General features: G+C 69.1%; 24 protein-coding genes. 10 read left to right on the top strand and 14 right to left on the bottom strand.

Annotated features, from left to right (window positions below; genetic code table 11):
* The first annotated feature begins 4 nt into the window (after positions 1-4).
* Entirely contained in the window at positions 5-1,273 is a 1,269-nt protein-coding gene (gene hisS / locus ACPCHZ_RS25655; protein WP_423487341.1) for a histidine--tRNA ligase, read from the top strand.
* A gap of 206 nt (positions 1,274-1,479) precedes the next feature.
* A complete protein-coding gene (locus ACPCHZ_RS25650) occupies positions 1,480-2,466 on the top strand; it encodes an amidohydrolase family protein (RefSeq protein ID WP_423487340.1) in 987 nt (328 codons plus the stop codon).
* Here ACPCHZ_RS25650 and ACPCHZ_RS25645 read toward each other — a convergent pair whose 3' ends face one another.
* The 7 genes from ACPCHZ_RS25645 to urtA all read right to left on the bottom strand — a co-directional run bounded on the left by ACPCHZ_RS25645 (position 2,467) and on the right by urtA (position 9,143).
* Entirely contained in the window at positions 2,467-3,576 is a 1,110-nt protein-coding gene (locus tag ACPCHZ_RS25645; protein WP_423487339.1) for an MBL fold metallo-hydrolase, read from the bottom strand.
* A 70-nt stretch (positions 3,577-3,646) separates the two neighbouring features.
* The gene (locus tag ACPCHZ_RS25640; protein ID WP_364979469.1) at positions 3,647-4,186 is read right to left on the bottom strand and encodes a hypothetical protein; all 540 of its coding nucleotides are present in this window, start codon (positions 4,184-4,186) and stop codon (positions 3,647-3,649) included.
* A gap of 124 nt (positions 4,187-4,310) precedes the next feature.
* Complete coding sequence (urtE, locus tag ACPCHZ_RS25635) at positions 4,311-5,003, bottom strand: urea ABC transporter ATP-binding subunit UrtE (protein ID WP_364979472.1); 693 nt, start codon at positions 5,001-5,003, stop codon at positions 4,311-4,313.
* Positions 5,003-5,836: an urea ABC transporter ATP-binding protein UrtD gene (gene urtD, locus ACPCHZ_RS25630; protein ID WP_423487338.1), complete on the bottom strand. Its 834-nt coding sequence runs from the start codon at positions 5,834-5,836 to the stop codon at positions 5,003-5,005. The genes urtE and urtD overlap by 1 nt, the downstream gene beginning before the upstream one ends.
* Positions 5,833-6,960 carry an urea ABC transporter permease subunit UrtC gene (urtC, locus tag ACPCHZ_RS25625; RefSeq protein ID WP_423487337.1) on the bottom strand — a complete coding sequence of 376 codons (1,128 nt, stop codon included), beginning with the start codon at positions 6,958-6,960 and terminating at the stop codon, positions 5,833-5,835. The genes urtD and urtC overlap by 4 nt, the downstream gene beginning before the upstream one ends.
* On the bottom strand, positions 6,957-7,841 hold the full coding sequence (gene urtB / locus ACPCHZ_RS25620) for an urea ABC transporter permease subunit UrtB (protein ID WP_302913948.1): 885 nt from the start codon (positions 7,839-7,841) through the stop codon (positions 6,957-6,959). Before urtB ends, urtC begins: the two co-directional genes overlap by 4 nt.
* Positions 7,842-7,877: 36 nt before the next feature.
* Positions 7,878-9,143 carry an urea ABC transporter substrate-binding protein gene (gene urtA / locus ACPCHZ_RS25615; protein ID WP_423487336.1) on the bottom strand — a complete coding sequence of 422 codons (1,266 nt, stop codon included), beginning with the start codon at positions 9,141-9,143 and terminating at the stop codon, positions 7,878-7,880.
* Positions 9,144-9,374: 231 nt separating this feature from the next.
* On the opposite strand from urtA, the gene ACPCHZ_RS25610 reads away from it, so the two are divergent.
* The 5 genes from ACPCHZ_RS25610 (at position 9,375) to ACPCHZ_RS25590 (ending at position 14,516) form a co-directional block, all read left to right on the top strand.
* Positions 9,375-9,794, top strand: coding sequence for a hypothetical protein (locus ACPCHZ_RS25610; protein ID WP_423487335.1), 420 nt, complete (start codon positions 9,375-9,377; stop codon positions 9,792-9,794).
* 89 nt (positions 9,795-9,883) lie between these two features.
* Positions 9,884-10,405, top strand: coding sequence for a 2Fe-2S iron-sulfur cluster-binding protein (locus ACPCHZ_RS25605; protein ID WP_423487334.1), 522 nt, complete (start codon positions 9,884-9,886; stop codon positions 10,403-10,405).
* A complete protein-coding gene (locus tag ACPCHZ_RS25600; protein ID WP_423487333.1) occupies positions 10,402-11,391 on the top strand; it encodes an FAD binding domain-containing protein in 990 nt (329 codons plus the stop codon). Before ACPCHZ_RS25605 ends, ACPCHZ_RS25600 begins: the two co-directional genes overlap by 4 nt.
* The gene (locus ACPCHZ_RS25595; RefSeq protein WP_423487332.1) at positions 11,388-13,475 is read left to right on the top strand and encodes a xanthine dehydrogenase family protein molybdopterin-binding subunit; all 2,088 of its coding nucleotides are present in this window, start codon (positions 11,388-11,390) and stop codon (positions 13,473-13,475) included. The genes ACPCHZ_RS25600 and ACPCHZ_RS25595 overlap by 4 nt, the downstream gene beginning before the upstream one ends.
* Positions 13,476-13,499: 24 nt before the next feature.
* Positions 13,500-14,516, top strand: coding sequence for an Rv2578c family radical SAM protein (locus ACPCHZ_RS25590; RefSeq protein WP_423487331.1), 1,017 nt, complete (start codon positions 13,500-13,502; stop codon positions 14,514-14,516).
* Positions 14,517-14,519: 3 nt separating this feature from the next.
* On the opposite strand, the gene ACPCHZ_RS25585 is transcribed toward ACPCHZ_RS25590, so the two are convergent.
* The 4 genes from ACPCHZ_RS25585 to ACPCHZ_RS25570 form a co-directional block, all read right to left on the bottom strand.
* Positions 14,520-15,785: an acyl-CoA dehydrogenase family protein gene (locus tag ACPCHZ_RS25585; protein ID WP_423487330.1), complete on the bottom strand. Its 1,266-nt coding sequence runs from the start codon at positions 15,783-15,785 to the stop codon at positions 14,520-14,522.
* Positions 15,782-16,924, bottom strand: coding sequence for an acyl-CoA dehydrogenase family protein (locus ACPCHZ_RS25580; protein ID WP_423487329.1), 1,143 nt, complete (start codon positions 16,922-16,924; stop codon positions 15,782-15,784). Before ACPCHZ_RS25580 ends, ACPCHZ_RS25585 begins: the two co-directional genes overlap by 4 nt.
* 52 nt (positions 16,925-16,976) lie before the next feature.
* Positions 16,977-18,206: an amidohydrolase family protein gene (locus ACPCHZ_RS25575; RefSeq protein ID WP_423487328.1), complete on the bottom strand. Its 1,230-nt coding sequence runs from the start codon at positions 18,204-18,206 to the stop codon at positions 16,977-16,979.
* Positions 18,207-18,296: 90 nt separating this feature from the next.
* Positions 18,297-18,935, bottom strand: a complete 639-nt coding sequence (locus ACPCHZ_RS25570) for a TetR/AcrR family transcriptional regulator (RefSeq protein ID WP_423487327.1) — start codon at positions 18,933-18,935, stop codon at positions 18,297-18,299.
* 143 nt (positions 18,936-19,078) lie between these two features.
* Between ACPCHZ_RS25570 and ACPCHZ_RS25565 the strand changes: the two genes are divergently transcribed.
* Genes ACPCHZ_RS25565 through ACPCHZ_RS25555 form a run of 3 tightly spaced genes read left to right on the top strand, consistent with a single transcriptional unit; the run spans position 19,079 to position 21,745 of the window.
* A complete protein-coding gene (locus ACPCHZ_RS25565; RefSeq protein ID WP_423487326.1) occupies positions 19,079-19,969 on the top strand; it encodes an acyl-CoA thioesterase in 891 nt (296 codons plus the stop codon).
* 40 nt (positions 19,970-20,009) lie between these two features.
* Positions 20,010-20,285: a hypothetical protein gene (locus ACPCHZ_RS25560; protein WP_423487325.1), complete on the top strand. Its 276-nt coding sequence runs from the start codon at positions 20,010-20,012 to the stop codon at positions 20,283-20,285.
* Positions 20,282-21,745 carry a glycoside hydrolase family 3 protein gene (locus ACPCHZ_RS25555; protein ID WP_423487324.1) on the top strand — a complete coding sequence of 488 codons (1,464 nt, stop codon included), beginning with the start codon at positions 20,282-20,284 and terminating at the stop codon, positions 21,743-21,745. The genes ACPCHZ_RS25560 and ACPCHZ_RS25555 overlap by 4 nt, the downstream gene beginning before the upstream one ends.
* Positions 21,746-21,756: 11 nt before the next feature.
* Here ACPCHZ_RS25555 and ACPCHZ_RS25550 read toward each other — a convergent pair whose 3' ends face one another.
* The 3 genes from ACPCHZ_RS25550 to ypfJ are packed head-to-tail and all read right to left on the bottom strand — an operon-like array spanning position 21,757 to position 24,806.
* Positions 21,757-22,293: a DinB family protein gene (locus ACPCHZ_RS25550; RefSeq protein ID WP_423487323.1), complete on the bottom strand. Its 537-nt coding sequence runs from the start codon at positions 22,291-22,293 to the stop codon at positions 21,757-21,759.
* The gene (locus ACPCHZ_RS25545; RefSeq protein WP_423487322.1) at positions 22,286-23,932 is read right to left on the bottom strand and encodes a DUF885 domain-containing protein; all 1,647 of its coding nucleotides are present in this window, start codon (positions 23,930-23,932) and stop codon (positions 22,286-22,288) included. Before ACPCHZ_RS25545 ends, ACPCHZ_RS25550 begins: the two co-directional genes overlap by 8 nt.
* Positions 23,925-24,806, bottom strand: a complete 882-nt coding sequence (gene ypfJ, locus ACPCHZ_RS25540; RefSeq protein WP_423487321.1) for a KPN_02809 family neutral zinc metallopeptidase — start codon at positions 24,804-24,806, stop codon at positions 23,925-23,927. The genes ACPCHZ_RS25545 and ypfJ overlap by 8 nt, the downstream gene beginning before the upstream one ends.
* Positions 24,807-24,859 lie beyond the last annotated feature (53 nt).

Raw genomic sequence — 24,859 nt, 5'->3', positions numbered from 1 at the left:
CAACGTGACGGATCCGTCTTCATTCCAGGCGCCCAAGGGTGTCCCGGATTACCTGCCGCCCGAGTCGGCGGGGTTCGTCGCCGTGCGCGACGGCCTGCTGGCCACCGCCCGGCGCGCCGGATACGGCGACGTGGAGCTGCCGATCTTCGAGGACACCGCGCTGTTCGCCCGCGGCGTCGGCGAGTCGACCGACGTGGTGTCCAAGGAGATGTACACCTTCGCCGACCGCGGCGACCGGTCGGTGACGCTACGGCCCGAAGGCACCGCGGGCGTCATCCGCGCGGTCATCCAGCACCGGCTCGACCGCGGCGCGTTGCCGGTCAAACTCTGTTATTCGGGGCCGTTCTTCCGGTACGAGCGACCGCAGGCGGGCCGGTACCGGCAGCTGCAGCAGGTCGGCGTGGAGGCCATCGGTGTGGACGATCCCGCGCTGGACGCCGAGGTCATCGCGATCGCCGACAGCGGCTTCCGGTCGCTGGGCCTCGACGGCTTCCGGCTCGAGCTCACCTCGCTCGGCGACGACACCTGCCGGCCGCAGTACCGCCGGCTGCTGCAGGAGTTCCTGTTCGAGCTCGACCTCGACGAGGAGACCCGGCGCCGCGCGGAGATCAACCCGCTGCGGGTGCTCGACGACAAGCGGCCACACGTCCGGGAGATGACGGCCGACGCACCGGTGATGCTCGACCACCTCTCCGACAGCGCCGGGCAGCACTTCGAGACCGTGCAGGCCCACCTGCAGGCACTCGGCGTGCCGTATGTGGTCAACCCGCGGATGGTGCGCGGTCTGGACTACTACACGAAGACCACCTTCGAGTTCGTCCACGACGGGCTGGGCGCCCAGTCCGGGATCGGCGGCGGCGGGCGCTACGACGGCCTGATGCGCCGCCTCGGCGGGCAGGACGTGTCCGGGATCGGCTTCGGGCTCGGGGTGGACCGCACGCTGCTGGCGCTGCAGGCCGAGGGCAAGCAGGTCGGACGGGCCCGGGCGGTCGACGTGTTCGGGGTGCCGCTCGGGGAGCGGGCCAAGCTCCGGCTCGCGGTGCTGGCCGCCGAACTGCGCGGCGCCGGGGTGAGCGTCAACCTGGCATACGGCGACCGCGGGCTCAAAGGCGCGCTGCGCGCCGCCGACCGGTCGGGTGCGGTGCTCGCGCTGGTCGCCGGTGACCGGGACATCGACGCGGGCACCGTCGGCGTGAAGGACCTCGCCACCGGTGCGCAGGTCGACGTGCCGATCGACGGCGTGGTCGCCGACGTGCTGACCCGTCTGGGCTGACTCTCTCATCGACCGTGCGGCGTGTTGCCGCTTGATCGGCAGGTGGACGACGACACGCCGCACACTCGCCCGCGCGGAACCGGATTCAGTCGGGGCATTCTGGCGCCGCTACGCCATCACCTGCGCTGACACCCGCATCCGCGCGAACCCTCCACCGGCGCGGGGCGTCGCGGTAGGGTCCGGTCACCGACCCGCCGGAGGTGCCGATGTCGCTGATCGCGCTCGAGGAGCACTACGCGTGGGACCCGGCCAGCGTCGGGAACGTGGTGGGCACATGGCTGCAATCCCACGACACCGTGGCCTACGACAGGCTCTACGACCGCGGCCCCCTGCGGCTGGAGCAGATGGACGCCGCAGGCATCGATTTCCAGATCCTGTCCCTGTTCGATCCGGGCGTCCAGCAGGAGGACGAGGTCGCGCGCTCCGTCGAGTTGGCGCGCCTGGCGAACGACGACCTGGCCGAGGCCGTGCGCGCACACCCGGATCGCTTCGGTGGTTTCGCCACCCTCGCGACCCAGGACCCCGGTGCGGCGGCGGACGAACTCCGCCGATCGGTCACCGAGCTCGGACTGGTCGGCGCACTGGTCAACGGGCACAGTCGCGGCCGGTATCTCGACGATCCGGCCTACGAGGATCTCTTCGGACAGGCCGAGGCGCTCGGGGTTCCGATCTACCTGCACCCCACCACGCCGCACCCCGCGGTGATGGACGCCTGGTTCGCACCCTACGTCGATGCCGGCCTGCACCTGGCGTCGTGGGGCTTCGCCGTCGAGACCGGCACGCACCTGCTGCGGCTCATCTATTCGGGCCTGTTCGACAAGTTCCCGAGACTGCAGATGATCATCGGCCACCTCGGGGAGATGCTGCCGTTCGCCGCGTACCGCACCGACCGCTACTACGGGCTCGGCGGCTCGGGTTCGGCGAACCGGCTGCAGCACCTGCCGTCGGAGTACCTGCGCCGCAACGTTTTCGTCACCACCAGCGGGAACTTCTGTCCGTCGGCATTCGCGTGCACGCTGGAGGTGATGGGCGCCGACCGGGTGATGTTCTCGGTCGACTACCCGATGGACGACAACCAGGCCGGAGCCGCCTTCCTTGCCGCATTCCCGATGGACGACGCCACTCGGCGGATGGTCGGCTCCGGTAACGCGGTGCGGCTGTTCGGTGCTCGCCTGCCCGCACGGCTGGGCTGATCAGAGCGCGAACACCTGGCCGTCCCTGGCCACGGTCACCGGGCCCGTGTAGTGCTTCCCGATCGCGGCGAGCCACTGCGAATCGGGTAGGTCGGTGGGGGAGTAGTGGCTCAGCACGAGGTGTCCGGCGTTCGCCGCCGCCGCGACCTCACCGACCTGCTCGGCCGAGGTGTGTGACCGCACGAGATAGTCGGGCGGGAACCTGTCGTTGTAGTAGGCGTCGTCGAGGCTGAATTGCGCCTCGTGCACCAGGATGTCGGTGTCGCGGGCCAGTTCCACCAGATTGTCGGACTTGGTGGTGTCACCCGAGAACGTCACGGAGACCGGCGACTTCCTCATGTCGAAGCGAAAGCCGAACGCCGGGTACACGTCGTAGTGCGAGACCAGCGTCGCGGTGACGGTCACGTTGTCGTCGGACATCACGGGGAAGGGCGCGGTTCTCGGTGATCTGTCGACATGACTGGAGCCCGGTGGCACCGCGATCTCGTGCACATCGATCAGATCCTCGATGTCGACGGTGCCCATGTCGCGGATGAAGATGTTGCTGGTGTAGGCGTAGGCCTGCAGGAGCGCCCGGCTGGTCGCGGCCAGTCCCGGAGCGGGTTCAGCGGGGTTGACCGTGGCCGGCTGCGGGTCACCGACCTCGCTCGGCGGCAGGCCGCCAGCAGGCCCTGGACCGTAAACCCGCACCGCCGCCTTGCCTTTGGCCGCGGTGTAGCCACCGGAGAGGAAGAAGCTGTAGTAGTCGACGATGTGGTCGGTGTGCAGGTGGGTGATGAACATGCTCTGTAGATCGTCGAACCGGAAGCCCGCGTCGGTGAACGCGTTCAACGAGCCCAGCCCGCAATCGATCTGATAGACGGCGGCGCCGATCTTCAGTGCCGACGAGACGCCGGTCCTGTGCGGAACGGGTGGTGGCCCCGCCTGTACTCCGAGGGTGACCAGCGCGTTCTCGGGCAGCGTCTGCGCCAGGGGCGGTGCCGCCGAACCGAGGCCCGCCGAGCCGACGGCGGCGCCCCCGACCACCGCCGACACCGACGCCGTGATCATGGCCCGGCGTGACAACGCGGACAACGGCTGTGAGCACCCGCAACCGTCCGCATCGGCCATGAGCGTGATGCTAGGTCACCGCGACGCCGCCGTGACCCGAACGTGGACAGTCTCGGCCGTCAATAAACCGCTATCGACCGGCGTGCACGAGATCCGTCAGCACCCCGTCGAGCTTGCCGACGCCGTTGAACGGCGTGCCGCGCAGCAGGTCCCGCGCGCCGCGGGGAGTAACCGCCACCAGTTTGGACGCGCTCGACGTCATCTGCATCCTGCGCTCGAAACGGACCTGATCCAGCGGCGCGACGACTTCGCCGTCCGCGTCGAGGTACACCCGGTGTCTGCGGTCGAACACGGCCACCGGGCGCATGGTGCTCAGCGGCATCGACCGCGCCCGCTCGATGGACTCGTTGATCCGATTCATCACCAGCAGCGAGACCACCCCGATGGCGAAGAAGAAGCCGCCGATCACCAACGACCGGAGCGAGAGCGTGCCGGTGAAGGCCGAGAACAGCGATACGACGCCGAACCCGCCGAAGACCAGGCTGAAGATCGTCAACACCAGCACCATCACCTCCGGCGCCGTACGGCCACGGTCGATGACCAGCACCTTCGGGCCGTCCTCGGCGACCACGAATCTGCCGGAATCCGCAAACACTGATGGTTCGGTCACGCGGAGAGTGTGCCCGCTCGACGGGCGTGATCGTGCGCGGATGCCCGGATTCAGCCGCGTGTCGTCCAACACACGCCACGCAAGCGGGGGCGCACCCGGCACACTCGCGGGTGGCACCTGCAGGTCAGATGGCCATCGCGGCGCGCACGTCGGCCTCCGACGCCGATCCGCCGGCCCCGCTCGAGGTGACCCGGCCGGCCTCCAGGATGTAGTAGCGCTGCGACGATTCGAGGGCGAAACCGATGTGCTGCTCGACGAGCAGCACGCCGAGATCGCCCCGCCCGGTCAGCGCGGTGATCGCCGCCTCGATCTCGGCGACCACCGACGGCTGGATGCCCTCGGTCGGCTCGTCGAGGATGAGGCACGTCGGCGACGTGATCAGCGCACGGGCGATCGCCAGCTGCTGACGCTGACCGCCCGAGAGCAGGCCCGCTCGCCGGGTCAGCAGTTCCTTCAAGGCGGGGAACAGGTCGAGTTGCTCGTCGATCAGTTTCCTGCCGTTCTTGCGCCCGTCGGCGACGACCTGCAGGTTCTCCGCCGTCGTCAGCTGCCCGAACGACTGCTGGCCCTGCGGCACGTACGCCAGGCCGCGCGCGACCCGGGCGCTGGGTCGCAGCCTGGTGATGTCCTCACCGTCGAAGAGCACCGTGCCCGCAGTGCATTTCAGCAGCCCGACCGCGGCGCGCAACAACGTCGTCTTGCCCGCGCCGTTATGGCCCATCACCGCGGCGACCCCGTCGGACGGCACCTCGAGGCTGACACCGTGGATGACCTCCGACCGGCCGTAGCCGGTGCGGACGTCGATGAGTTCGAGCATCAGTCGCCAACTTCCTCGATCAGTTCGTCCGGTATGCCTTCGGCGCCCGCCGCGGCGGTGCCGAGGTACACCTCCTGCACCTTGGGATTGGCCTGGACCTCGGCCACCGAACCCTCGGCGATCACCTGGCCGCGCGCGAGCACCGTCACCGAGGTGGCGAAGGCGCGCATGAAATCCATGTCGTGCTCGACGACCACGACGGTGCGCTCACCACCGATGCGCCGCAAGAGGTTCCCGGTTTCCTCGCGTTCCTCGGTGCTCATCCCGGCTACCGGCTCGTCGAGCAGCAGCACGTCGGCGTTCTGCACCAGCAGCATGCCGATCTCCAGCCACTGCTTCTGCCCGTGGGCGAGCACTCCAGCCGGCTTGCCCGCCAGGTCGGTCAGGCCGATGGTCTCCAGGGCCTCCTCGATGGCGGGCAGCACTCCGGAACGCCGGCGCAGCAGCGTCCACGGTGAGCGGCCCGCGCCCGCCGCGATGTCCAGGTTCTGCAGCACCGTGAGCTGTTCGAACACGCTGGCCGTCTGGAAGGTGCGACCGACGCCCTGCCTGGCGATTCGATGCACCTTCTTGCCGAGCAGTTCGACCCCCGACTTGTTCACCGAACCCGAGGCGGCAACCAGGCCGGTGATGGCGTCGATCACCGTGGTCTTGCCGGCCCCGTTGGGTCCGATCAGGAATCTCAGGTCGCCCTGGAACAGCGTCAGGTCGACGTCGCTGACCGCCTTGAACCCGTCGAAATCGACCGTCAGCCCGCGTACTTCGAGGTACTCGGTGCCCATGCCGATGTTTCCGCCTGCCACCGGCTGCGGCTGCGCCTGCGCGGTGGTCATGTCGCGGCTCCCACTCTGGTGTCGGGTTCTGGCTCGCAGACCTGTTCCGACGGCGTCGGATTCGTGTGCGGCGCATCGGGTTTGCGCCGCCGGTAGCGGCGGGCCAGCACGCTCAGGCCGGCGAAACCGGCCGGGAAGAAGCCCACCACGACGATGAACAGCAGGCCCTGGGCGTAGATCCACTCCGACGGGAAGCGTTCGGAGAACAGCGTCTGCGCCCAGGCCACCCCGATCGCGCCGAGCACCGGGCCCAGCAGTGTGGTGCGGCCACCGATCGCCACGCCGATCAGGAACGCGATCGACGGCAGGATGCCCACCTGCGACGGCGCGATGAAGCCCACGATCGGGGTGAACAGCGCGCCCGCGACGCTCGCGAACAGCGCCGCCACGGTGTACGCCACCACCTTGATGTTGGCCGGGTCGTAGCCGAGGAAACGCACCCGCTCCTCACCGTCACGCACGGCCACCAGCAGTTCGCCGTATCGGCTCTGCATCAACTGCCGGACCACCGCCACCACGACCAGCAGGGTGGCCGCGGCGATGAAGAACAGCATTCGCCGGTTCACCGGGTCGTTGAGGGTGAAACCGAAGAAGGTGCGGAAGCCGCTGAGCCCGTTGCTGCCACCGAGACCCGTCTGGCCGACCAGCAGGATCGCCAGTGCCGCCGCCAGGGCCTGCGACAGGATCGCGAAGTACGCGCCCTTGACGCGGCGCTTGAACACGCCGAGACCGAGAACGGCGGCGATGCCCGTGGGCACCACCACGATCGCCAGCAGGGTGAACGCAGGCGAGGCGAACGGCGCCCAGTAGGCCGGCAGTTCGCGCACGCCGGCGATCTGCATGAAGTCCGGCACGTCGTCACCGCGGATCTGCGCGTCGGCGATCTTGAGGTGCATGCCCATCATGTAGCCGCCGAGGCCGAAGAAGACGCCCTGACCCAGAACGAGCATTCCGCCGCGGCCCCACGCCAATCCGATGCCGACGGCCACGATCGCGAAGCACAGGAACTTCGCGAGCAGGCCGAGCCGGAAGTCCGACAGCACGGCGGGCGCCGCGACGAACAACACGAGCGCCGCGACCCCGAAGGCCGCCCACGTCTGCCACCGTCCGATGATGGTCCTCATACGAGACTCCTGGTCCGGACGGTGAACAGGCCCTGCGGGCGGACCTGCAGGAAGATCACGATGATCACGAACACGATCACCTTGGCCAGCGACGCGGTGGTGTTGTACTCGATGAACGAGTTCAAGAAGCCCAGCGCCAGCGCCGCGATCACCGTGCCCTTGATCTGGCCGAGCCCGCCGACCACCACCACCAGGAAGGCATCGATCAGGAAGCTCTGTCCGATGGTGGGGCTGGTGGAGCCGATCAGCGTCAGCGCGACACCGGCCACCGACGCCAGGCCCGAACCGATGAAGAAGGTGGTGATATCGGTCTTGCGAGAGGAGATCCCGCTCGTCTCCGCGAGGTCACGGTTGGCGACCACCGCGCGGATGCGCCTGCCCATCGGGCTGGCCTTGAGCAGGGTCGCGAGCACGGCCACGCAGGCGACCGCGAGCACCAGGATGAAGATCCGGGTTCTCGGCACCACCGCGCCGAAGATCTCGACGCCGCCCGACAGCCACGCCGGGGCCACCACGTTGACCGCGGGGGCGCCGAAGATGTCGCGGGCCACCTGCTGCAGGACCAGCCCCACGCCGAACGTGACCAGCAGGGTGTCCAGCGGCCGGTGGTACATCCGCTGGATCAGCGTCACCTCGAGCAGCGCGCCCATCGCGCCACCCACGACGAATCCGACCGCCAGCGAGATCAGCAGCGAAGCACCGGCACTGGTGACGAGCTGCTGCACCACGTACGCGGTGTAGCAGCCGGCCATGATGAACTCACCGTGGGCCATGTTGATGACCCCCATCTGACCGAAGGTCAGCGAGAGTCCGAGTGCGGCCAGCAACAGGATCGAGCCGAGGCTCAATCCCGTTGCCAGCTGCCCGATCAGGACGTCCATACGGTGTACTTTCCCCGTCGCTTCGTTCGCCCGGAATCAGCTGGACAGGCCGGCGGCCCACGGGTAGGACTTCAGATACGGGTCCGGCTCGATCGGGCCGGGCGACTCCCAGATCGTGTAGATCAGCCCGTCGGGCCGGATCTCGCCGATGCGGGCGGTCTTGGTGATGTGGTGGTTCTCCCCGTCGATGGTGACCTTGCCCTCCGGTGCGTCGAACGAGACACCGCCTGCGTTGTCCTGAATGGCCTTGACGTCGAACGACTTCGCCTTCTCGACGGTGTTCTTCCACAAGTAGACCGACACGTAGGCGGCCTCCATCGGGTCCGAGGTGGGCTTGTTCGCGCCGTAGGCCTTCTTGTAGGCCGCCACGAACGCCTTGTTCACCGGGGTGTCGATGGTCTGGTAGTAGTTCCACGCGGTGAGCTGGCCGGTGACGTTCTGCACACCGATGCCGCCGACCTCCTCCTCGGCGATCGACACCGACACCACCGGCATCGCCTGAGGGGTGAGCCCGACGTTCTTGTACTCCCGGAAGAACGCCACGTTGGAATCGCCGTTGAGGGTGTTGAAGACGGCGTCCGCGTCGGCGGTGCGCACCTTGTTGACGATCGTCGAGAAGTCCGTCGAGCCGAGCGGGGTGTAGTCCTCGCCCTTGATCTCGATGCCGTTGGCGCCGGCGTATGCCTTGATGATCCGGTTGGCGGTCTGCGGGAACACGTAATCGCTGCCGACGAGGTAGAGCGACTTGACGCCGCGCTGCTTGAGGTAGTCCAGCGCGGGCACGATCTGCTGATTGGTGGTGGCGCCGGTGTAGAAGATGTTCTTGCTCGACTCGAGGCCCTCGTACTGCACCGGGTAGTACAGCAGCGAGTTGGCGCTCTCGAAGACCGGCAGCATCGCCTTGCGGCTCGACGACGTCCAGCCGCCGAACACCGCGGCAACACAGTCACTGCTGATGAGCTTCTCGGCCTTCTCGGCGAAGACGGTCGGTTCCGACGCGCCGTCCTCGCCGATGAGCTGGATCTGCTTGCCGGACACGCCACCGGCGGCGTTGATCTCGTCTACCGCGAGTTTGATGGCGTCGCGGACGGTGACCTCGGAGATGGCCATCGTGCCGGACAGCGAGTTCAGCGACCCCACCTTGATGGTGGGACCCGAGGTGTCCGCGCACGATTCGGCGCCGGCGGCCTCGGTGTCGCCGGCACGGGTGCCGCAGCCCGCAAGCACCATCGCGGTGGCCAGCGCGATGCTTCCCGTCGCCAGAGCGGACCGGGTGAACGCAGCACGTCGAGGTAGTCGCATGAACAGCCTTTCGTCATGTCAACTGCGGTCTCTCCGAAATATCTCTGCCGGGGAACACGCAGGTGGGGCACCGTGGCGGTGTCGAATCGGCACGTTAGAGCGCTGGTGTTTCTTCGAAATGTCACCGTGTGACGAACCGGTTAACCTGTTGGTCAGCGTGTGTTGTCCTGTCCGACACCGGGTACCGCGCGCGGCTGTAACGGTCGGGTAGCTTGGGTCGATGTGACGGACATGCGAACAGCGACGATGCGGATCGGGGCGGCACTGGTGGTGGCGGCCGCGGGATGTGCGGTGAGCCAGGCGACGTCGGTCGCCCAGCCGGCCGGGCAGAAGGTCACCTACACCCTCGCCGTGGCCGGGCCCGCAGACTTCACGTTGACCTACCTGACCGCTCAACCGCCGAGCATGGACGCCTACAACGCCGACGCGTACGCCTACATCAAGCGCGACAAGCTGACGATCGCGCCGGGCGCGCCGTGGGTGTTCGAGACGTCGCTGGAGGATCCGCAGTGGGCGTTCCTCCAAGTGAGCAGCGCCACCCGCGGCGGTGTGGCGGCGCCCAACGCGCACTGCGAGGTCACCGCCGGCGGCCAGGTCATCGTCGCGCAGGACCATCCCTACAGCCCGCAGTGCTTCGGGTCGCAGTGGTAGCGCGGTAGCGGCTCAGCCCGCGTCGACATGAGGCCGGGTCGGGCCGGCGGTCACCGTTTCGGACACCGGGCCCCGGGTACCCCGGGCCGATGACCGTTCCCGTCCCCACCACCGACGTCACGATCGAGGTCGACGGTCGTCACCACACGGTGCGCATCGACAACCGAGTCACGCTTCTCGACCTGCTGCGCGAGCACCTGCACGTCACGTCGCCGAAGAAGGGGTGCGACCACGGGCAGTGCGGATCGTGCACCGTGCTGCTCGACGGCCGGCGGGCGATCAGCTGCCTGACGTTCGCCGTCGCGCAGGACGGCGCGCGGGTGACCACCGCCGCGGGGCTGCCGGAGGGGGACGCCCTGCACGAGATGCAGGAGGCGTTCGTCGAACAGGACGCGTTCCAGTGCGGGTACTGCACCCCGGGTCAGATCTGTTCGGCGGTGGCCATGCTCGACGAGGTGAAAGCCGGCCAACCCAGTTTCGTCACCGAGGACCTGGAGGCCGACCCCGAACTCACCGACGACGAGATCCGTGAGCGGATGAGCGGGAACCTGTGCCGCTGCGCGGCGTATCCGAACATCGTCGCCGCGATCCGGCAGGCGGCGAACCCGTGATCCCGTTCACCTACCAGCTCGCCGACAGCGCCGAAGACGCCGTGCGCACTCTCGCCGGGCGCAGCGACGCGGTCTTCCTCGGCGGCGGAACCAATCTCGTCGACCACATGAAACTCGGTGTGGTGGAGCCGAAGCTGGTGGTCGACATCAGCCGCCTTCCGCTGACCGGCATCACCCCGACCGCCGACGGCGGGCTGCGTATCGGCGCGAACGAGCGCAACACCGAGGTGGCCGTGGACCCCGTCGTCCGCAGCCGCTACCCGGCGCTGGCACGCGCGACGCTGTCCGGTGCGTCCGGTCAGTTGCGCAACCTCGCCACCACTGGCGGAAATCTGTTGCAGCGCACCCGGTGTGTGTACTTCCAGGACGTCACGACGCCGTGCAACAAGAGGGAGCCGGGCACCGGCTGCTCCGCGATCGGCGGTTACGTGCGCTATCACGCGATCCTCGGCGCATCCGAACACTGCGTGGCGGTGCACCCGTCCGACATGGCGGTGGCGCTGGCAGCGCTGGACGCCGTGGTCGTAGCGCTCGACGGAGACGGTGAGCACCGCATCCCGGTCACCGACTTCTACCGGATGCCTGGCGACCACCCCGAGCGCGACACCGTACTGCCCGACGGAGCGCTGATCACTGCTGTGGAACTGCCGCCGCCGCCCGCGGGGGCGCGGTCGGAGTACCGCAAGGTGCGTGACCGGGCGTCCTACGCGTTCGCGTTGACGTCGGTGGCCGCGGAGTTGGTGGTCGAAGACGGAGTCGTCAGCTCGGCGCGGATCGCACTGGGCGGAGTGGCGCACGGCCCGTGGCGCGCCAGGGTCGCCGAACGCTCCCTGATCGGCGCGGCGGCCACCGAGGCGAACTACGCCCGCGCAGCAGCAGCCGAGATGGAGCAGGCGAATCCTCTGCAGGGCAACGAGTTCAAGATCGGACTCACGCGCGGGGCGATCACCGCGACACTGCTGGCGCTGGGGGGTGACGGCGCATGACCGCCGTGCGGATCAACGAGATCGGCACACCGGTGCGCCGGCTCGACGGGCGTGCGAAAGTCACCGGCACCGCGCCTTATGCATTCGAACATCCGGCGACGCAGCCGCTGTATGTGCATCCGGTGCAGGCGACGGTGGCCCGCGGCCGGGTGACGGCCATGGACGTCGCCGCGGCCCGCGACCTGCCCGGCGTGGTGGACGTGCTGACCGTGTTCGACGCGCCCGCGCTGGCCGACGACTCCGACGGGGAACTGTCGATACTGCAGGACGCCGAGGTGCACTTCCGAGGGCAGCTGATCGGCGGGGTCGTCGCGGAGTCAGCCGAGACGGCGCGGCAGGCCGCCGGTCTGATCGGCGTCGAGTACGACGTCGACGGCCATGACACCGAACTGCGCGTCGGCGATCCGAAGCTGTACACACCCGAGAAGGTCAATCCGTCCCACCCGCCGGACACCGCGGAGGGCGACGTGGCGGCTGCGCTGGCAGCGGCCGACCATGTGGTCGATGAGTGGTACTCGACGCCGATCGAGCACAACAACCCGATGGAACCGCACGCCTGCATCGCGGTGTGGGAAATCGGCCCGCGGGTGACGCTCTACGACTCGATCCAGGGCACGCACGCTGCGCGCAAGAGCCTGGCGCCGATCTTCGGGCTGGAACCCGAACAGCTTCGGGTGATCTCACCGCACGTGGGCGGCGGCTTCGGCTCCAAGGGGTCGCCCCATGCGCACGAGGTGCTGGCGCTGCTGGCCGCCCAGCGCACGGACGGCCGCCCCGTGAAGCTGGCGCTCACCCGTCAGCAGATGTTCTCCCTCGTCGGGTACCGCACACCGACACACCAGCGGATCCGCCTCGCCGCCGACCGGGACGGCCGGCTCACCGCCGTCTCCCACGATGCGGTCGAGCTGACCTCGGCGGTCAAGGAGTACGCCGAGCAGACCGCCATCGTCTCGCGGATGATGTACGCCTCGCCGAACCGCAGCACGTCGCACCGGCTGGCCGCGCTCGACGTTCCGGTGCCGTTCTGGATGAGGGCACCGGGTGAGTGCCCGGGCATGTTCGCGGCGGAGGTCGCCATCGACGAACTGGCGGCGGCCGTCGGCATGGATCCCATCGAACTGCGTGTCCGCAACGAACCCGACGTCGACCCGGAGGACGGGAGACCGTGGTCGGGCCGCCACCTGGTCGAGTGCCTGAGGCGCGGCGCCGACGAATTCGGTTGGGCGCGGCGCGATCCGGCTCCACGAGCGACCCTGTCGGGGGAGTGGTGGGTGGGCACCGGGGTGGCCGCGGCGGTGTACCCCGCGATGATGATGCCCGGCAACTCGGCCCGGATCTCCTGCACCGGGCCGGACCGCTACGTCGTGGCGATCGGCGCCGCCGACATCGGCACGGGCACCTGGACCACCCTGACCCAGATCGCCGCGGACGCCCTCGGTTGCCCGATGACCTCAGTCGAGTTGCAGATCGGCGACACCGACCTCCCCGAGGCGTCGGTGGCCGGCGGTTCGTCGGGCATCAACTCCTGGGGACGTGCGATCGTCCACGCCGTGCGCGCGTTCCGCGAGCGGCACGGCGACGCGCCCCCGGCCGGCGCAGAGGTCACCGCCGAGGCGCCGGACAACCCGGAATCCGAGGACTACAGCATGTACTCCTTCGGTGCGCACTTCGTGGAGGTCCGGGTCAACCGGTTCACCGGCGAGATCCGGGTGTCGAGGATGCTCGGGGTGTTCTCGATCGGGCGGGCGATCAACCCGGCGACGTTGCGCTCCCAGCTGATCGGCGGCATGACCATGGGGCTGTCGATGGCGCTGCACGAAGAGAGCGTGCGCGATCACCGCTTCGGTCATGTGGTCACCCAGGACCTGGCGACCTACCACATCAGCGCCCACGCCGACGTCCCGGCGATCGAGGCGCGGTGGCTCGACGAGGTCGACGAGCACGCGAATCCGATGGGCTCCCGGGGTGCGGGCGAGATCGGCATCGTCGGCGCGGCCGCCGCCGTCGTCAACGCCGTGTATCACGCGACCGGCGTCCGGGTCCGCGATCTGCCGGTGACGTGCGACGCGCTACTTGACATCTGATCGAACACAAGTTCGAATGGACAGGTGCGGTGGGACAGGCAGGGTGTCGGCGTCGATGACGGAGCGCTGCCGGGCCTGCAGCGCATCGGCTTCGTCCGCAGCGTCCGCACCCCGCAGTTCGACGGCATCACCTTCCACGAGGTGCTGTGCAAGTCGGCGCTGAACAAGGTGCCGAACTCCACCATGCTGCCGTTCCAGTACACGGTCAACGGGTACCGCGGGTGCTCGCACGCCTGCCGGTACTGTTTCGCCCGCCCCACCCATGAGTACCTCGACTTCGACAACGGCGCCGACTTCGACTCCCAGGTGGTGGTCAAGACCAACGTCGTCGACGTGCTGCGGCGCGAACTGCGCAGGCCGTCGTGGACCAGGGACACGGTGGCGCTCGGCACCAACACCGACCCTTACCAGCGAGCCGAGGGACGCTATGAACTCATGCCGGGAATCATTGCCGCGCTGACGGATTCGGGAACACCGATGTCCATCCTCACCAAGGGGACGCTGCTCCGGCGTGACCTGCCGCAGCTGGCCGAGGCGGCGCGGCGGGTGCCGGTGAGCGTCGCGGTGTCGCTCGCGGTCGGCGACCCGGACCTGCACCGCGACGTCGAACCCGGGACGCCGTCGCCTCAGGCCCGGCTCGGTCTCATCGCCGCGATCCGCGACGCCGGGCTGCCGTGCCATGTGATGGTGGCGCCGGTGCTGCCGCATCTGACCGACTCCACCGAGCACCTCGACGGCCTGCTCGGACAGATTGCGGCCGCAGGCGCCGACAGTGTCACGGTGTTCGGGCTGCACCTGCGTGGTTCCACCCGCGGCTGGTTCATGTCGTGGCTGGCGCGCTCACACCCGCATCTGGTCGGGCGCTATCGCGAGTTGTACCGCCGCGGTGCGTATCTGCCCGAGGACTACCGCCGGTCGCTGCACGAGCGAGCGGCGCCGCTGATCGCCCGGCACGGTCTGGCGAGGGACCGGCGGATCACGACGCCGGACATCGTCCCTGCGGTCGCCGCGGCGGCGCCGGTACAGGCGACCCTGTTCTAGGAGTCAGGCCTTGTTGCGCTTGACGTCCTTGAACGGCACACCGCGGTCGGCGGCCTGTTCGCGGGGGAAGCCGAGCACCCGTTCGCCGATGATGTTGCGGGCGATCTCGGTGGTCCCGCCGCCCAGCGACGCGGTCTGCCGCGACAGGTAGCGGTCGCCGTAGCGGATCAGCCGGTCGCCGGCGTCCACCACGCCGGCCGCGCCGGACAGCGCGACCGCCGTGTCGATCTCGAACTGAATGGACTCGGCGTGGGTGATCCGGATGATCGATCCGGCTGCCGGTGGCAGCGACCCGTCCAGCACACCGTGATAGACGTGGTCGATCAGCTGCTCCTGCACCGCCCGCCGCACCAGCGCTCGGCCGGCCATCTCGCGAGCGCGTTCGCTGTCGGACTGGCCGGTCTCCGCCAGCAGTGCCCGGTAGTCGACGGGCTGATCGGTCACACCCTCCGGGCCGATGCCGCTGGCGAACTCCGAGCCACCGCCCACCGCGCGCCGCTCGTGGTAGAGCTGCCGGGAGGCGACCTCCCAGCCCTTGTTCACCTCGCCGACCACCGCGTCGTCACCGAGCTCGAGGTTGTCGAAGAACTCCTCGCAGAACTCGTCGCCGCCGTCGACCTGCTTGATGCGCCGCATCGTGATGCCCGGTGCGTCGAGCGGCACCATGAACATCGTCAGCCCTTCGTGTTTGGGCACGTTCCAGTCGGTGCGGGCCAGCAGCAGGCCGTAGTCCGCGGCGAAGGCACTGGTGCTCCATGTCTTGGCGCCGTTGATCACCCACGTGTCGCCCTTGCGGTCGGCCCGGGTGATCACCCCGGCGAGGTCGGATCCGCCGCTGGGTTCGGACAGCAGCTGCACCAGGATCTCGTCGCCACGGATCACCCCGGCGATGTGCGCGCGTTTCTGCTCCTCGGTACCGGTGTCGAGGATCGTCGCCGCGCAGATCGTGAACGTCGGCGTGTTGAGGATGATCGGCAGCTCGTAGTCCTTGGACACCGCGTCGAACGCCCGCTGGTAGGCGATCGGGTAACCCAGGCCGCCGTACTCGCGCGGGAAGCAGATTCCGGCGAATCCGCCTGCGTGCAACTTCTTCTGGAGTTCCCGGGCCCGCAGCCACGGGGCCTCCTCGCCGCGGTCGGAGTCCGGCGGGTTCGCCGGGTCGATACGGGGCATGTTGTCGGCCAGCCAGGCCTTCGCCCTCGCCCTGAACTCATCGACGGACTCGCCGACCGCCGGAGTCGCCTGATCCTGCGATGCGGTCTCGGTCATGACGCGGACTCCAGTTCCTCGGACAGCGCATACACGCGCAAGTTGTGGTCTTCGGGCGTGCCGAGCATCGACCGGTAGAGCGTGGCGCGGCGCAGGTACAGGTGCAGGTCGTGTTCCCAGGTGACGCCGATGCCGCCGTGCAACTGGACGGCGTGCTGGATCATCGGTGCGGCGTGTTCTCCGACATAGGATTTCGCCACGCTGACAGCGAACGCCGCGTCGGGGGAGCGGCCCGCCACCGCCGCGACGGCGGCGCGGGTGGCGGCCCGGCAGGCCTCCAGCCAGATCTTCAGGTCCGCGAAGCGGTGTTTGAGCGCCTGGTAGGACGCCAGCGGCCGGCCGAAGGAGTGCCGGTCGAAGGCCCACTGGATGGTGAAACCGACCACGGTGTCCAGGATTCCGACCACCTCGGCGCACTGCAGGATCTGCGCGACCTGAGCCTGCCGGTCGATCAGCGCAGCGGTGTCGGCCGGCGTCCCCACGGTCGCCGACTCGCCGACGGTGACGCCGTCGAACTCGACCCGCGCGTAGCGCTTCACCAGGTCGACCGAACGTTGCTCGGTGATCGAGACACCGGCCGCGTCGGTCGGTACCAGGAACTGCCGCAGATCGTCGCCGACGCACGCCGTGACCAGCAGCACGGCGCTCTGCGCGCCCGCCTCCACTCGGTCCTTGACGCCGTCGATGCGGTAGCCGTCATCGGTCGGCGTCGCCGTCACCTTGGCGTGCAACGGATTCCAGGATGTACCGGGCTCACAGACCGCCCACGACGCGACCGTCTCACCGGCGACCAGCGCTTCGATCAACTCGGCGTGGCGTTCGGAGTCGGATGCGTCGACCAACCCGGCCAGCACCGTGCTGACCGGATGCAGCGGCCCCGGGGCGACGGTGCGGCCGATCTGTTCGGCGACCAGTGCGAGGTCCGCGACGCCGTCGCCCGACACGCTTCCTCCGCCGAGTTCCTCGGGGACCAGCAGGCTGGTCCAACCGAGTTCGGCGGCGCGACGCCACCACCCCGGGTCGAAGGAGGCGCCCTCGGCGTGCAGTTCCCGCACCCGGGTCAGCGACGCCTCCTTCTCCAGGAAGGCCTGCGCAGTGGAGGCGAACAGCATCTGTTCTGGATTTGCCACTTCGGTCATGAGATCCGTTCAGCCTTCGTGGGGGTGGGGGTGGCGGTGCTCAGCGCACAGGTCAGGCGATGACGAGCGCGGGCACGTCGGGCTTGAACACCTTCTTGTTCGGCACCTTGAACAGGTCGACCAGGTTGCCGCCCATCACCTTTCGGATGCCCTCTTCGTCGAGGCCCTGCGCCTCCAGGTCGCCGACCAGGTTGATCGGGTCGGCGAGGCCCTCGGGGTGCGGCCAGTCGGAGCCGAAGATGACGCGGTCGATACCGCACAGTTCGCCCATCTTCTTGAAGTCGTCCTCCCAGAACGGCGCCACGTACACGCCGCGCCGGAACGCCTGGATCGGGTCCTCGGGGAACTCCTGCGGCATCTTCGAGTAGACGTCCTTGAACTGGTAGAACAGGTACGGCACCCACGACGCGCCGTTCTCCACGGAGAGGATGCGCAGATCGGGGTTGCGGGTCAGTGCGCCGTGGCAGACCATCGCCGCCATGGTGTCCTCGATGGGCCGCTTGCCCATCGAGACCATGCGGAACGCGGTCGGCTTGAACGGCAGGTACTCGTCGGCGGGCTCCCAGTCGTTGAGGTACTCCGCGTAGCCGCTGTCGGAGGCGTGCATGCAGACCGGGATGCCGGCCTTGACGCAGGCGTCCCAGAACGGGTCGAACTCGGGCAGGCCCATCGACCGGGTGCCGCGGTAGCCGGGTACCGGCGCCGGGCGCACCAGCACGGTCTTGGCGCCGCGCTCCAGACACCACTCGAGTTCCTCGAGGGCCCGGTCGACGACGCTCAGGTTGATGACCGGGGTGGAGAAGATCCGGTCCTCGTAGTTGAACTGCCAGGTCTCGTACATCCACTGGTTGAGGGCGTGGATGATGTCGAGGATCGCGTCGGGGTCGTCCTTGAGTCGCTCCTCGACCAGGCTGGCCAGGGTCGGGAACATGATCGTGTAGTCCAGGCCGAGGCCGTCGAGTACCTCGAGGCGGGCCTCGGGATTGCGGAACGCCGGGATGGCCTTCATCGGCTTGCCCATGATCTCGCGGAAGCTCTTGCCGCCGCTGCCGTGGCGGAAGTACTCCTCCTGGGCACCGGGCTTGGCGACCACCTCGAACGTGGGGTTCGGGATGTAGTCGCTGATGTGGTTGCGCACGACGATCTTGGTGCGGCCCTTGACGTCGATGTAGTCGATGATGCCCTTGCGCTTGTCCGGCAGGAATTGCGTCAGTGCTTCCTGCGGCTCGTAGAAGTGGTTGTCAGCGTCGAACACGGGATATGACAGATCGCGTGACGGCATGTCCGCCTCCTGGAAGTCTTGTTGGCTGCAAGTGGTAATGAAGTTACCACTTTCGTGCGGGTGACGAAACCGGCCTCAGGTGTAACGCCGTCAGGTGGCTCGACCTGACTGCGCGAGCAGGCTGCGCGAGCAGAAGTCGAAGATGTGCCTGCCTTCGATCGGCACGCCGTTCAGTTCGGCGCCCAGCACCCGCAAACGCATGGCGCCCAGCACGTTCTGCATGATCAGCGCCGCGGTGCTCTCGACGTCGACGTCGTCGCGGAACGTACCTTCGGCGATCCCGCGGCCGATGATGTCGCCGATCAGCCGGTGCAGGGGCGACAGCACGCGGGCGTAGTCCTGCGGCAGGCTCTCGGAGAGATGGTCGTTGTAGAAGGTCAGGCCGCGGTTCACCCGGTCCTGCATGCTGCTCTCGGCGGGCGTGCAGATCCGGTCGATCAGCACGCGCAGCGCCTCGACACCGCCCAGGCCGTCGGTCTGGGCCCGCCAGTGCTGGGTCGACTCGGCCATGATCCGCTCGATGAGCGCCAGCAGGAGTTCGTCCTTGGTGGAGAAGTGCTGGTAGAACGACCGCAGCGAGGTCTTGGACCGTTCCACCACCTCCAGCACGGTGAAGTCGGTGCGGCCCGTCTCGCCGAGGATGGTCAGCGCCGACTTCATGAACCGCGCGGCGCGCGCTTCGGAGTCGACCCGGCCCGGGGTCGCCGCCCGGCCGTTCGCGTTCGCCATGGGAGCACCCTTCCCGTCCGGCTGCAGCTGCGAGAATGACGTTACCGCTTTTGTAGAGGCTCGTGCGCCTTCCGGTTACTGTGTTCCTCGCACAAGGCCGACGGCGCACCGACGCGACATCACGGAACGAGGGGTCAAGACCTATGACGACGGAATCGACGGAGTCCGCGCAGGCGCAGTGGACGATCGGGATGCTGCTCGACCTGTTCGACGCCGAACCGGCCGCAGACAACCGATTCACCGTGCAGACCGGCATCGCCGGAGTCGACGAACGCCAGGTCGTGGAGGGCACGCAGATCCTCGGCGCCGCGATCGTCGCGGCGGCCAAACGCTTTCCGGAGAAGTCGGTGCGCTCGGTGCACGCGGTCTTCGCCCGCGCGGTGCTCGTCGGCCCGCCGGTGGAACTCGAGATCGACGTGGTGGCCGAAGGCCGGTCGACGGCCACCGCCGTGGTGTCGGCGTCGCAGAACGGCAAGCGCGCCATCACGGTGACGGTGTTCACCGACGTGCCGTCAGGTGACGTCATCCGCCACCACCTGCCGCGTCCCGAGGTGGCAGGCCCCGACGACGCCAACGAGGCCTCGATGCCGATGACCGGCCGCCAGGTGCGGCTGGTCGACGTGGTGGACGTGAACAGCCCCGACGAGGTCGGCCCGCCGGAGCTCTACGCCTGGTTGCACTACGACCCCGTCCCCGCCCGCGACGAGCTGGCCAAGGCGCTCATCGCGTATTTCACCGGCCACCTGGGCATTTCGACGACCATGCGGGCCCACGAAGGGATCGGCACCGCGCAGGCGCACCTGACGGTGTCCACCGCGCCGATGACCGCCACCGTCAGCTTCCACGAGCCGGTGCACTGGGACGGATGGCTGCTCTACTCCCACGAGAGCACCCAGGTGGGCGCGGGCATGTCCTACGTCCGCGGGGCCGTGCACACCGAGGCGGGCGAACTGCTGGCCTCCTTCAGCCAGGACGCGCTGATCCGACCGCTGCGGACCACCGACACCGGCATCGCCGAGCACTCCAGGCTGTAGCCGCTGGCACCGCTGCCGGACTTCCGGCACGCTGGATTCGGTGACCGACGCAGCAGACCTCGAACAGCGCGTCGACGACCTGCTCGCCCGGCTGCCGATCGGCGAGAAGGTCGCGCTGATGTTCCACACCATGGCCGTGATCGGTGATCCGGGCGACGGCTTCGAGGGGATGCCGCTGCCGTCCCTGCAGACGCTGCTCGACCTGGGGCTCCGCACCTCAACCTGCTCGGCCCCAGCCCGGACGGCCGCGAGTTCGCCGACTGGACCAACGGCGTGCAACGCCGCGCTCTGCAGCGGCCGCACCGGATACCGGTGACCTTCTCGACCGATCCACGGCACCACTTCACGGACAACCCGCTGGCACAGATGATGTCCGGGGCGTACTCCCGGTGGCCGGAACCGTTGGGGCTGGCGGCGATCGGGTCGGCGGAGCGTGTGCGCGAGTTCGCCGACATCGCCCGGCAGGAGTACCTGGCGGTCGGGCTGCGCGTCGCGCTGCACCCGCAGATCGACCTGGCCACCGAGGCCCGCTGGCCGCGCATCAACGCGACGTTCGGCGAGGACGCCGACCTGACGTCACTCCTGGCCGCAGCCTATGTCGCCGGACTGCAGGGTGATTCGCTGAGCACCGCGTCGGTGGCCGCGATGGTCAAGCACTTTCCCGGCGGCGGGCCGCAACGCGACGGCAGGGACCCGCACTTCGCATGGGGCCGGGAACAGGTCTACCCCGGCGGGGCGCGGGAGTACCACCTGCGGCCGTTCCGGTCCGCGCTGGCGGCCGGCGCGGCAGAGGTGATGCCGTACTACGGCATGCCAGTCGGAACCGACTGGGACGAAGTGGGATTCGGCTTCAACCGGTCGGTGATCACCGGTGTGCTGCGGGAAGAGCTCGGGTTCGACGGCGTGGTGTGCACCGACTGGGGTCTGATCACCGACAACCCCCGACTCGGCGACCTCGGCACGGCGCGGGCCTGGGGCGTCGAGCACCTCGACCGGCACGAGCGGATGCTCACGGTGCTCGATGCCGGCGTCGACCAGTTCGGCGGCGAGCACTGCACCGACGTCCTGCTGGACCTAGTCGCCGACGGCCGTGTCAGCGAAGCACGGATCGACCGGTCGGCGCGGCGGCTGCTGCGGGTGAAGGTCGCGCTCGGCCTCTTCGACGAGCCGCTCGCCGACACCGAACACGCCGCCGTCACGGTCGGGCGTGCCGACTTCGTCGCCGCCGGGCGCCGTGCGCAGCAGGACGCGCTGACCCTGCTGACCAACGGCGCGGTGGGAAAACCGTTGCTGCCGTTGACACCCGGCATCCGGCTCTACGCCCCGGAGCTGTCGCCCGACGACGTCGCGGGCCGCGCCACCCTGGTCGACGACCCGGGGCAGGCCGACGTCGCGCTGCTGCGGCTGGCCACGCCGTACGAGCCGGCCGGCGCCGGCATCGCGGCGATGTTACACCACGGCTCACTGGAGTTCGCCGCCGAGGTGCTGCAGCAGGTCGACGACGTGTGCGCCGCGGTCCCCACCGTCGTCGACGTCTACCTCGAGCGGCCCGCCGTGCTCACGCCGATCGTCGATTCCGCGGACGCGATCATCGCGAACTTCGGCGTCGCCGCCGACGCCCTGGTCGAGGTGCTGTTCGGGGAGTCGGCGCCCCGCGGATCGCTGCCCTTCGACCTGCCGCGTTCGGACGCCGCGGTGGCGGGGAGCCGGACGGACGTCGCCTTCGACACGGCCGACCCGGTGTTCCGGTTCGGGCACGGCCTGCGCTACCGCTGAGGCGGCCGGCCTCAGCGTCCCGCGACGTCGACGTCGTACGCGTGGTGCACGACGTCGTGCAGGTGGTACACGGCGATCGAGGCGACGGTGAATTCGCTTCCGTTGCTGCGCAGACCGCGACGCGACCAGCCGTCCGGCGGGACCGCGGCGTAGGTGTCGGCGACGATGACCGCGGCGTCGAAGAGTTCGCCCGCCACCACGGCCGGGCTCTGCGCCGCGTAGTCGTCGTCGCGTGCGGTCCGGTCCTGGTCCCAGTTGGGGAACAGTGGTTCGGTCTGGGTCAGCATCGACTGCACGCGGGTGTAGAAGATCCGGTGGACGTCGCGCACGTGACAGCCGTACTCGAGGGTGGACCACACCGCCGGCCTGCGCCGGATCGCCGCGTCGGCCGTCCCCAGCCGGCGCAGCCACTCGTCGGCATCCGAGCGGATGCGGTCGGCGACGTCGAGATGCGATACAGCACCGGCGTCGAATCCGCATTCCGGGCAGGGCCGCGACAGCACCCAGGTCCAGTCCTTGGTGTCGGGTTCGAGCGCGCCGTCAGCCATCGGCGAAACCGCCTGACACCGCGGCGCTCAGGACGTCCAGCGGCAGCCCGCCGAAATCCAGTGCGCGACGGTGGAATTCCTTGAGGTCGACTCCGCGCTCCAGCGTGGTGTCCCGCAGCCGCTGCCAGATCCGCTGACCGATCGCATACGACGGCGCCTGCCCGGGCCAGCCAAGGTAGCGGTCGAGTTCGAAGCGCAGGTTCTCCTCGGCCATCGCGCTGTGGGACTGCAGGAAATTCCATGCCCGCTCGGCGTCCCAGGTGCCGCCGTCGGGAGCGGTCATCCCGCAGTGCACGCCGATGTCGATGACGACGCGGGCGGCGCGGAACCGCTGCGCGTCGAGCATGCCCATCCGGTTGCCGTCGTCGTCGAGCCAGCCGAGTTCGGCCATCAACCGCTCGGCGTAGAGCGCCCAGCCCTCGCCGTGGCCCGAGACGAAGCAGCCCAGCCTGCGCCAGCGGTTGAGCCTGTCGGCCAGCACCACCGCGCGTCCGATCTGCAGGTGGTGCCCCGGGACGCCCTCGTGGAAGACGGTCGTCGTCTCCTGCCAGGTGTGGAAGACGTCCACCCCGTGCGGGACGGACCACCACATCCGGCCGGGCCTGCTCAGATCCTCCGAGGGCCCGGTGTAGTAGATGCCGCCGGTGTGCGTCGGTGCGATCCGGCATTCCAGGTTGCGCAGCGCCGGGTCGATTTCGAAGTGGGTGCCCGCCAGCGACTCGACCGCCCGGTCCGAGAGGTCCTGCATCCACGCCTGCAGCGCGTCGGTGCCGTGCACCACGTACCGCGGCTCATGTTCGAGCTGCCTCAGTGCGCCGGCCACCGACGACCCCGGATAGAGCCGGTCGGCGATCGACTTCTGTTCGGCCACAATGCTGTCGAGGAGCTTCAGTCCCCACTCGTAGGTCTCGTCGAAGTCGACCGCTGCGCCCAGGAAGCTCCGCGACCACAGCCGGTACCGGTCGCGGCCGACCGCGTCGTCCGGCTCGGCCTGCGGGGCGATGTCGTCGCCGAGCGCCCGGGCCAGCTCGTGGTAGGCGTTCGCGGCGTTGGCGGCCGCCTGCTGCAGGTCCTCGTGCAGCGCGGCGCTCTGCGGCGCCGCGCCCGCGACCATGTCGACCAACAGGTGCTGGATTCCCGCGGCCTGTTCGATGCCCCGCGCGACCTGGCGCACCGCGGGCGCGTGACCGCCCTCGGCGGCGGTGCGCAGGGCCTGCGCGTAACCGGCCACCCGGTCGGGCAGCCGGGCCAGGCGCCGGGCGATCAGCACCCAGTCGTCCTCGGTGTCGGTGGCCATCAGGTCGAACACGTCGCGCATGGACTGCAGCGGCGAGGCGATCACATTGAGCTCGCCGAGGTCGAGGCCGGCGTCGTTCAGGTCGACCAGCACGCCGAGGCGCTCCCGCATGGCGGCAACGGTCACCCGGTCGGTCTCGTCGACCGGCCTCACCCCGTCGAGCTCGCGCAGCGCGGCCCGCGCGGCCTCGGCGCGGGCGCTCACCCCGTCGGGGGAGTAGTCGGTGATGTCGTCGTCGTGACCGACGATGCCCATTTCTGTTGCGGCGCAGGGATCCAGCGCCGCAACGGTGTCGAGGTAGCGTTCCGCGACGGCGTCGACGGCCGTGGCCGCCCTACCCAAGGTCGGTTGCGGCGAAGGTATCGCAGGACGCCGGATCGCCGGTCCGGTAGCCCTCGGTGAACCACTTCTGCCGCTGCTCGGACGACCCGTGCGTCCACGCCTCGGGGTTCACCCGGCCGGTGGCGGCCTCCTGGATGCGGTCGTCGCCGACGGCCGACGCCGCCGACAGGGCGTCGGCGATGTCCTTGTCCGTGAGCGGTTGCAGGTACGTCACATCGGTGCCCGGCTGCTTGGTGATGGCGGCGTAGTGCGCCCACACGCCGGCATAGCAGTCGGCCTGCAGTTCCGTGCGCACACCGCCGCCCGTCGCACCCTCGGGATCCTGCTGGGCCCGCACCAGCGAGCCCTGCAACTGCTGGACGTGGTGGCCGAACTCGTGGGCGACGACATACTCCTGCGCCAACGGCCCACCGCTGGAACCGAACTGGTCCTTCAGCACGTCGAAGAACCCGACGTCGAAGTACGCCGTCTGGTCGCCGGGGCAGTAGAACGGTCCGACCTCGCTCGATGCCGCTCCGCAGGCGGTGTTGACCTGGCCGGTGAACAGCTTGACCCGCGGCCGGGTGTAGTCCGGCAGCAGCTGCGGCCAGATGCCGTCGAGGGAGTTCGCCGTCGCGATCACCCGGCACTCGGCGATGCGGTTGGCGTCGGCGCCGGTGCGGCACTGGCTCGTGTCGAAGCCCTCCGCCTCGGCGCCGGGTGCGCCCTGCTGCGGCATCACCGTGCTCGGGTCGACGCCGAGGAACAGCGCGACGACGAGCACGATCAAGCCGAGTCCACCGCCACCGACCGCGATGCCGCGGCCCGGGCCGCGACCCCCTCCGCCGGTGGATGTGGTGCTCGTGTCGATCTGCATACCTTCGTTGAAGGTCATCGCACACCTCATCTGTACTGGCCGAAATGCTCGGCGATACGCCGCGTTCAGCT

It is taken from the genome of Mycobacterium sp. NPDC050041, assembly GCF_049541695.1.
Classification (GTDB): domain Bacteria; phylum Actinomycetota; class Actinomycetes; order Mycobacteriales; family Mycobacteriaceae; genus Mycobacterium.
Note: the sequence above shows the minus strand (reverse complement) of the source record. Positions and strands in the feature narration are given on the sequence as shown.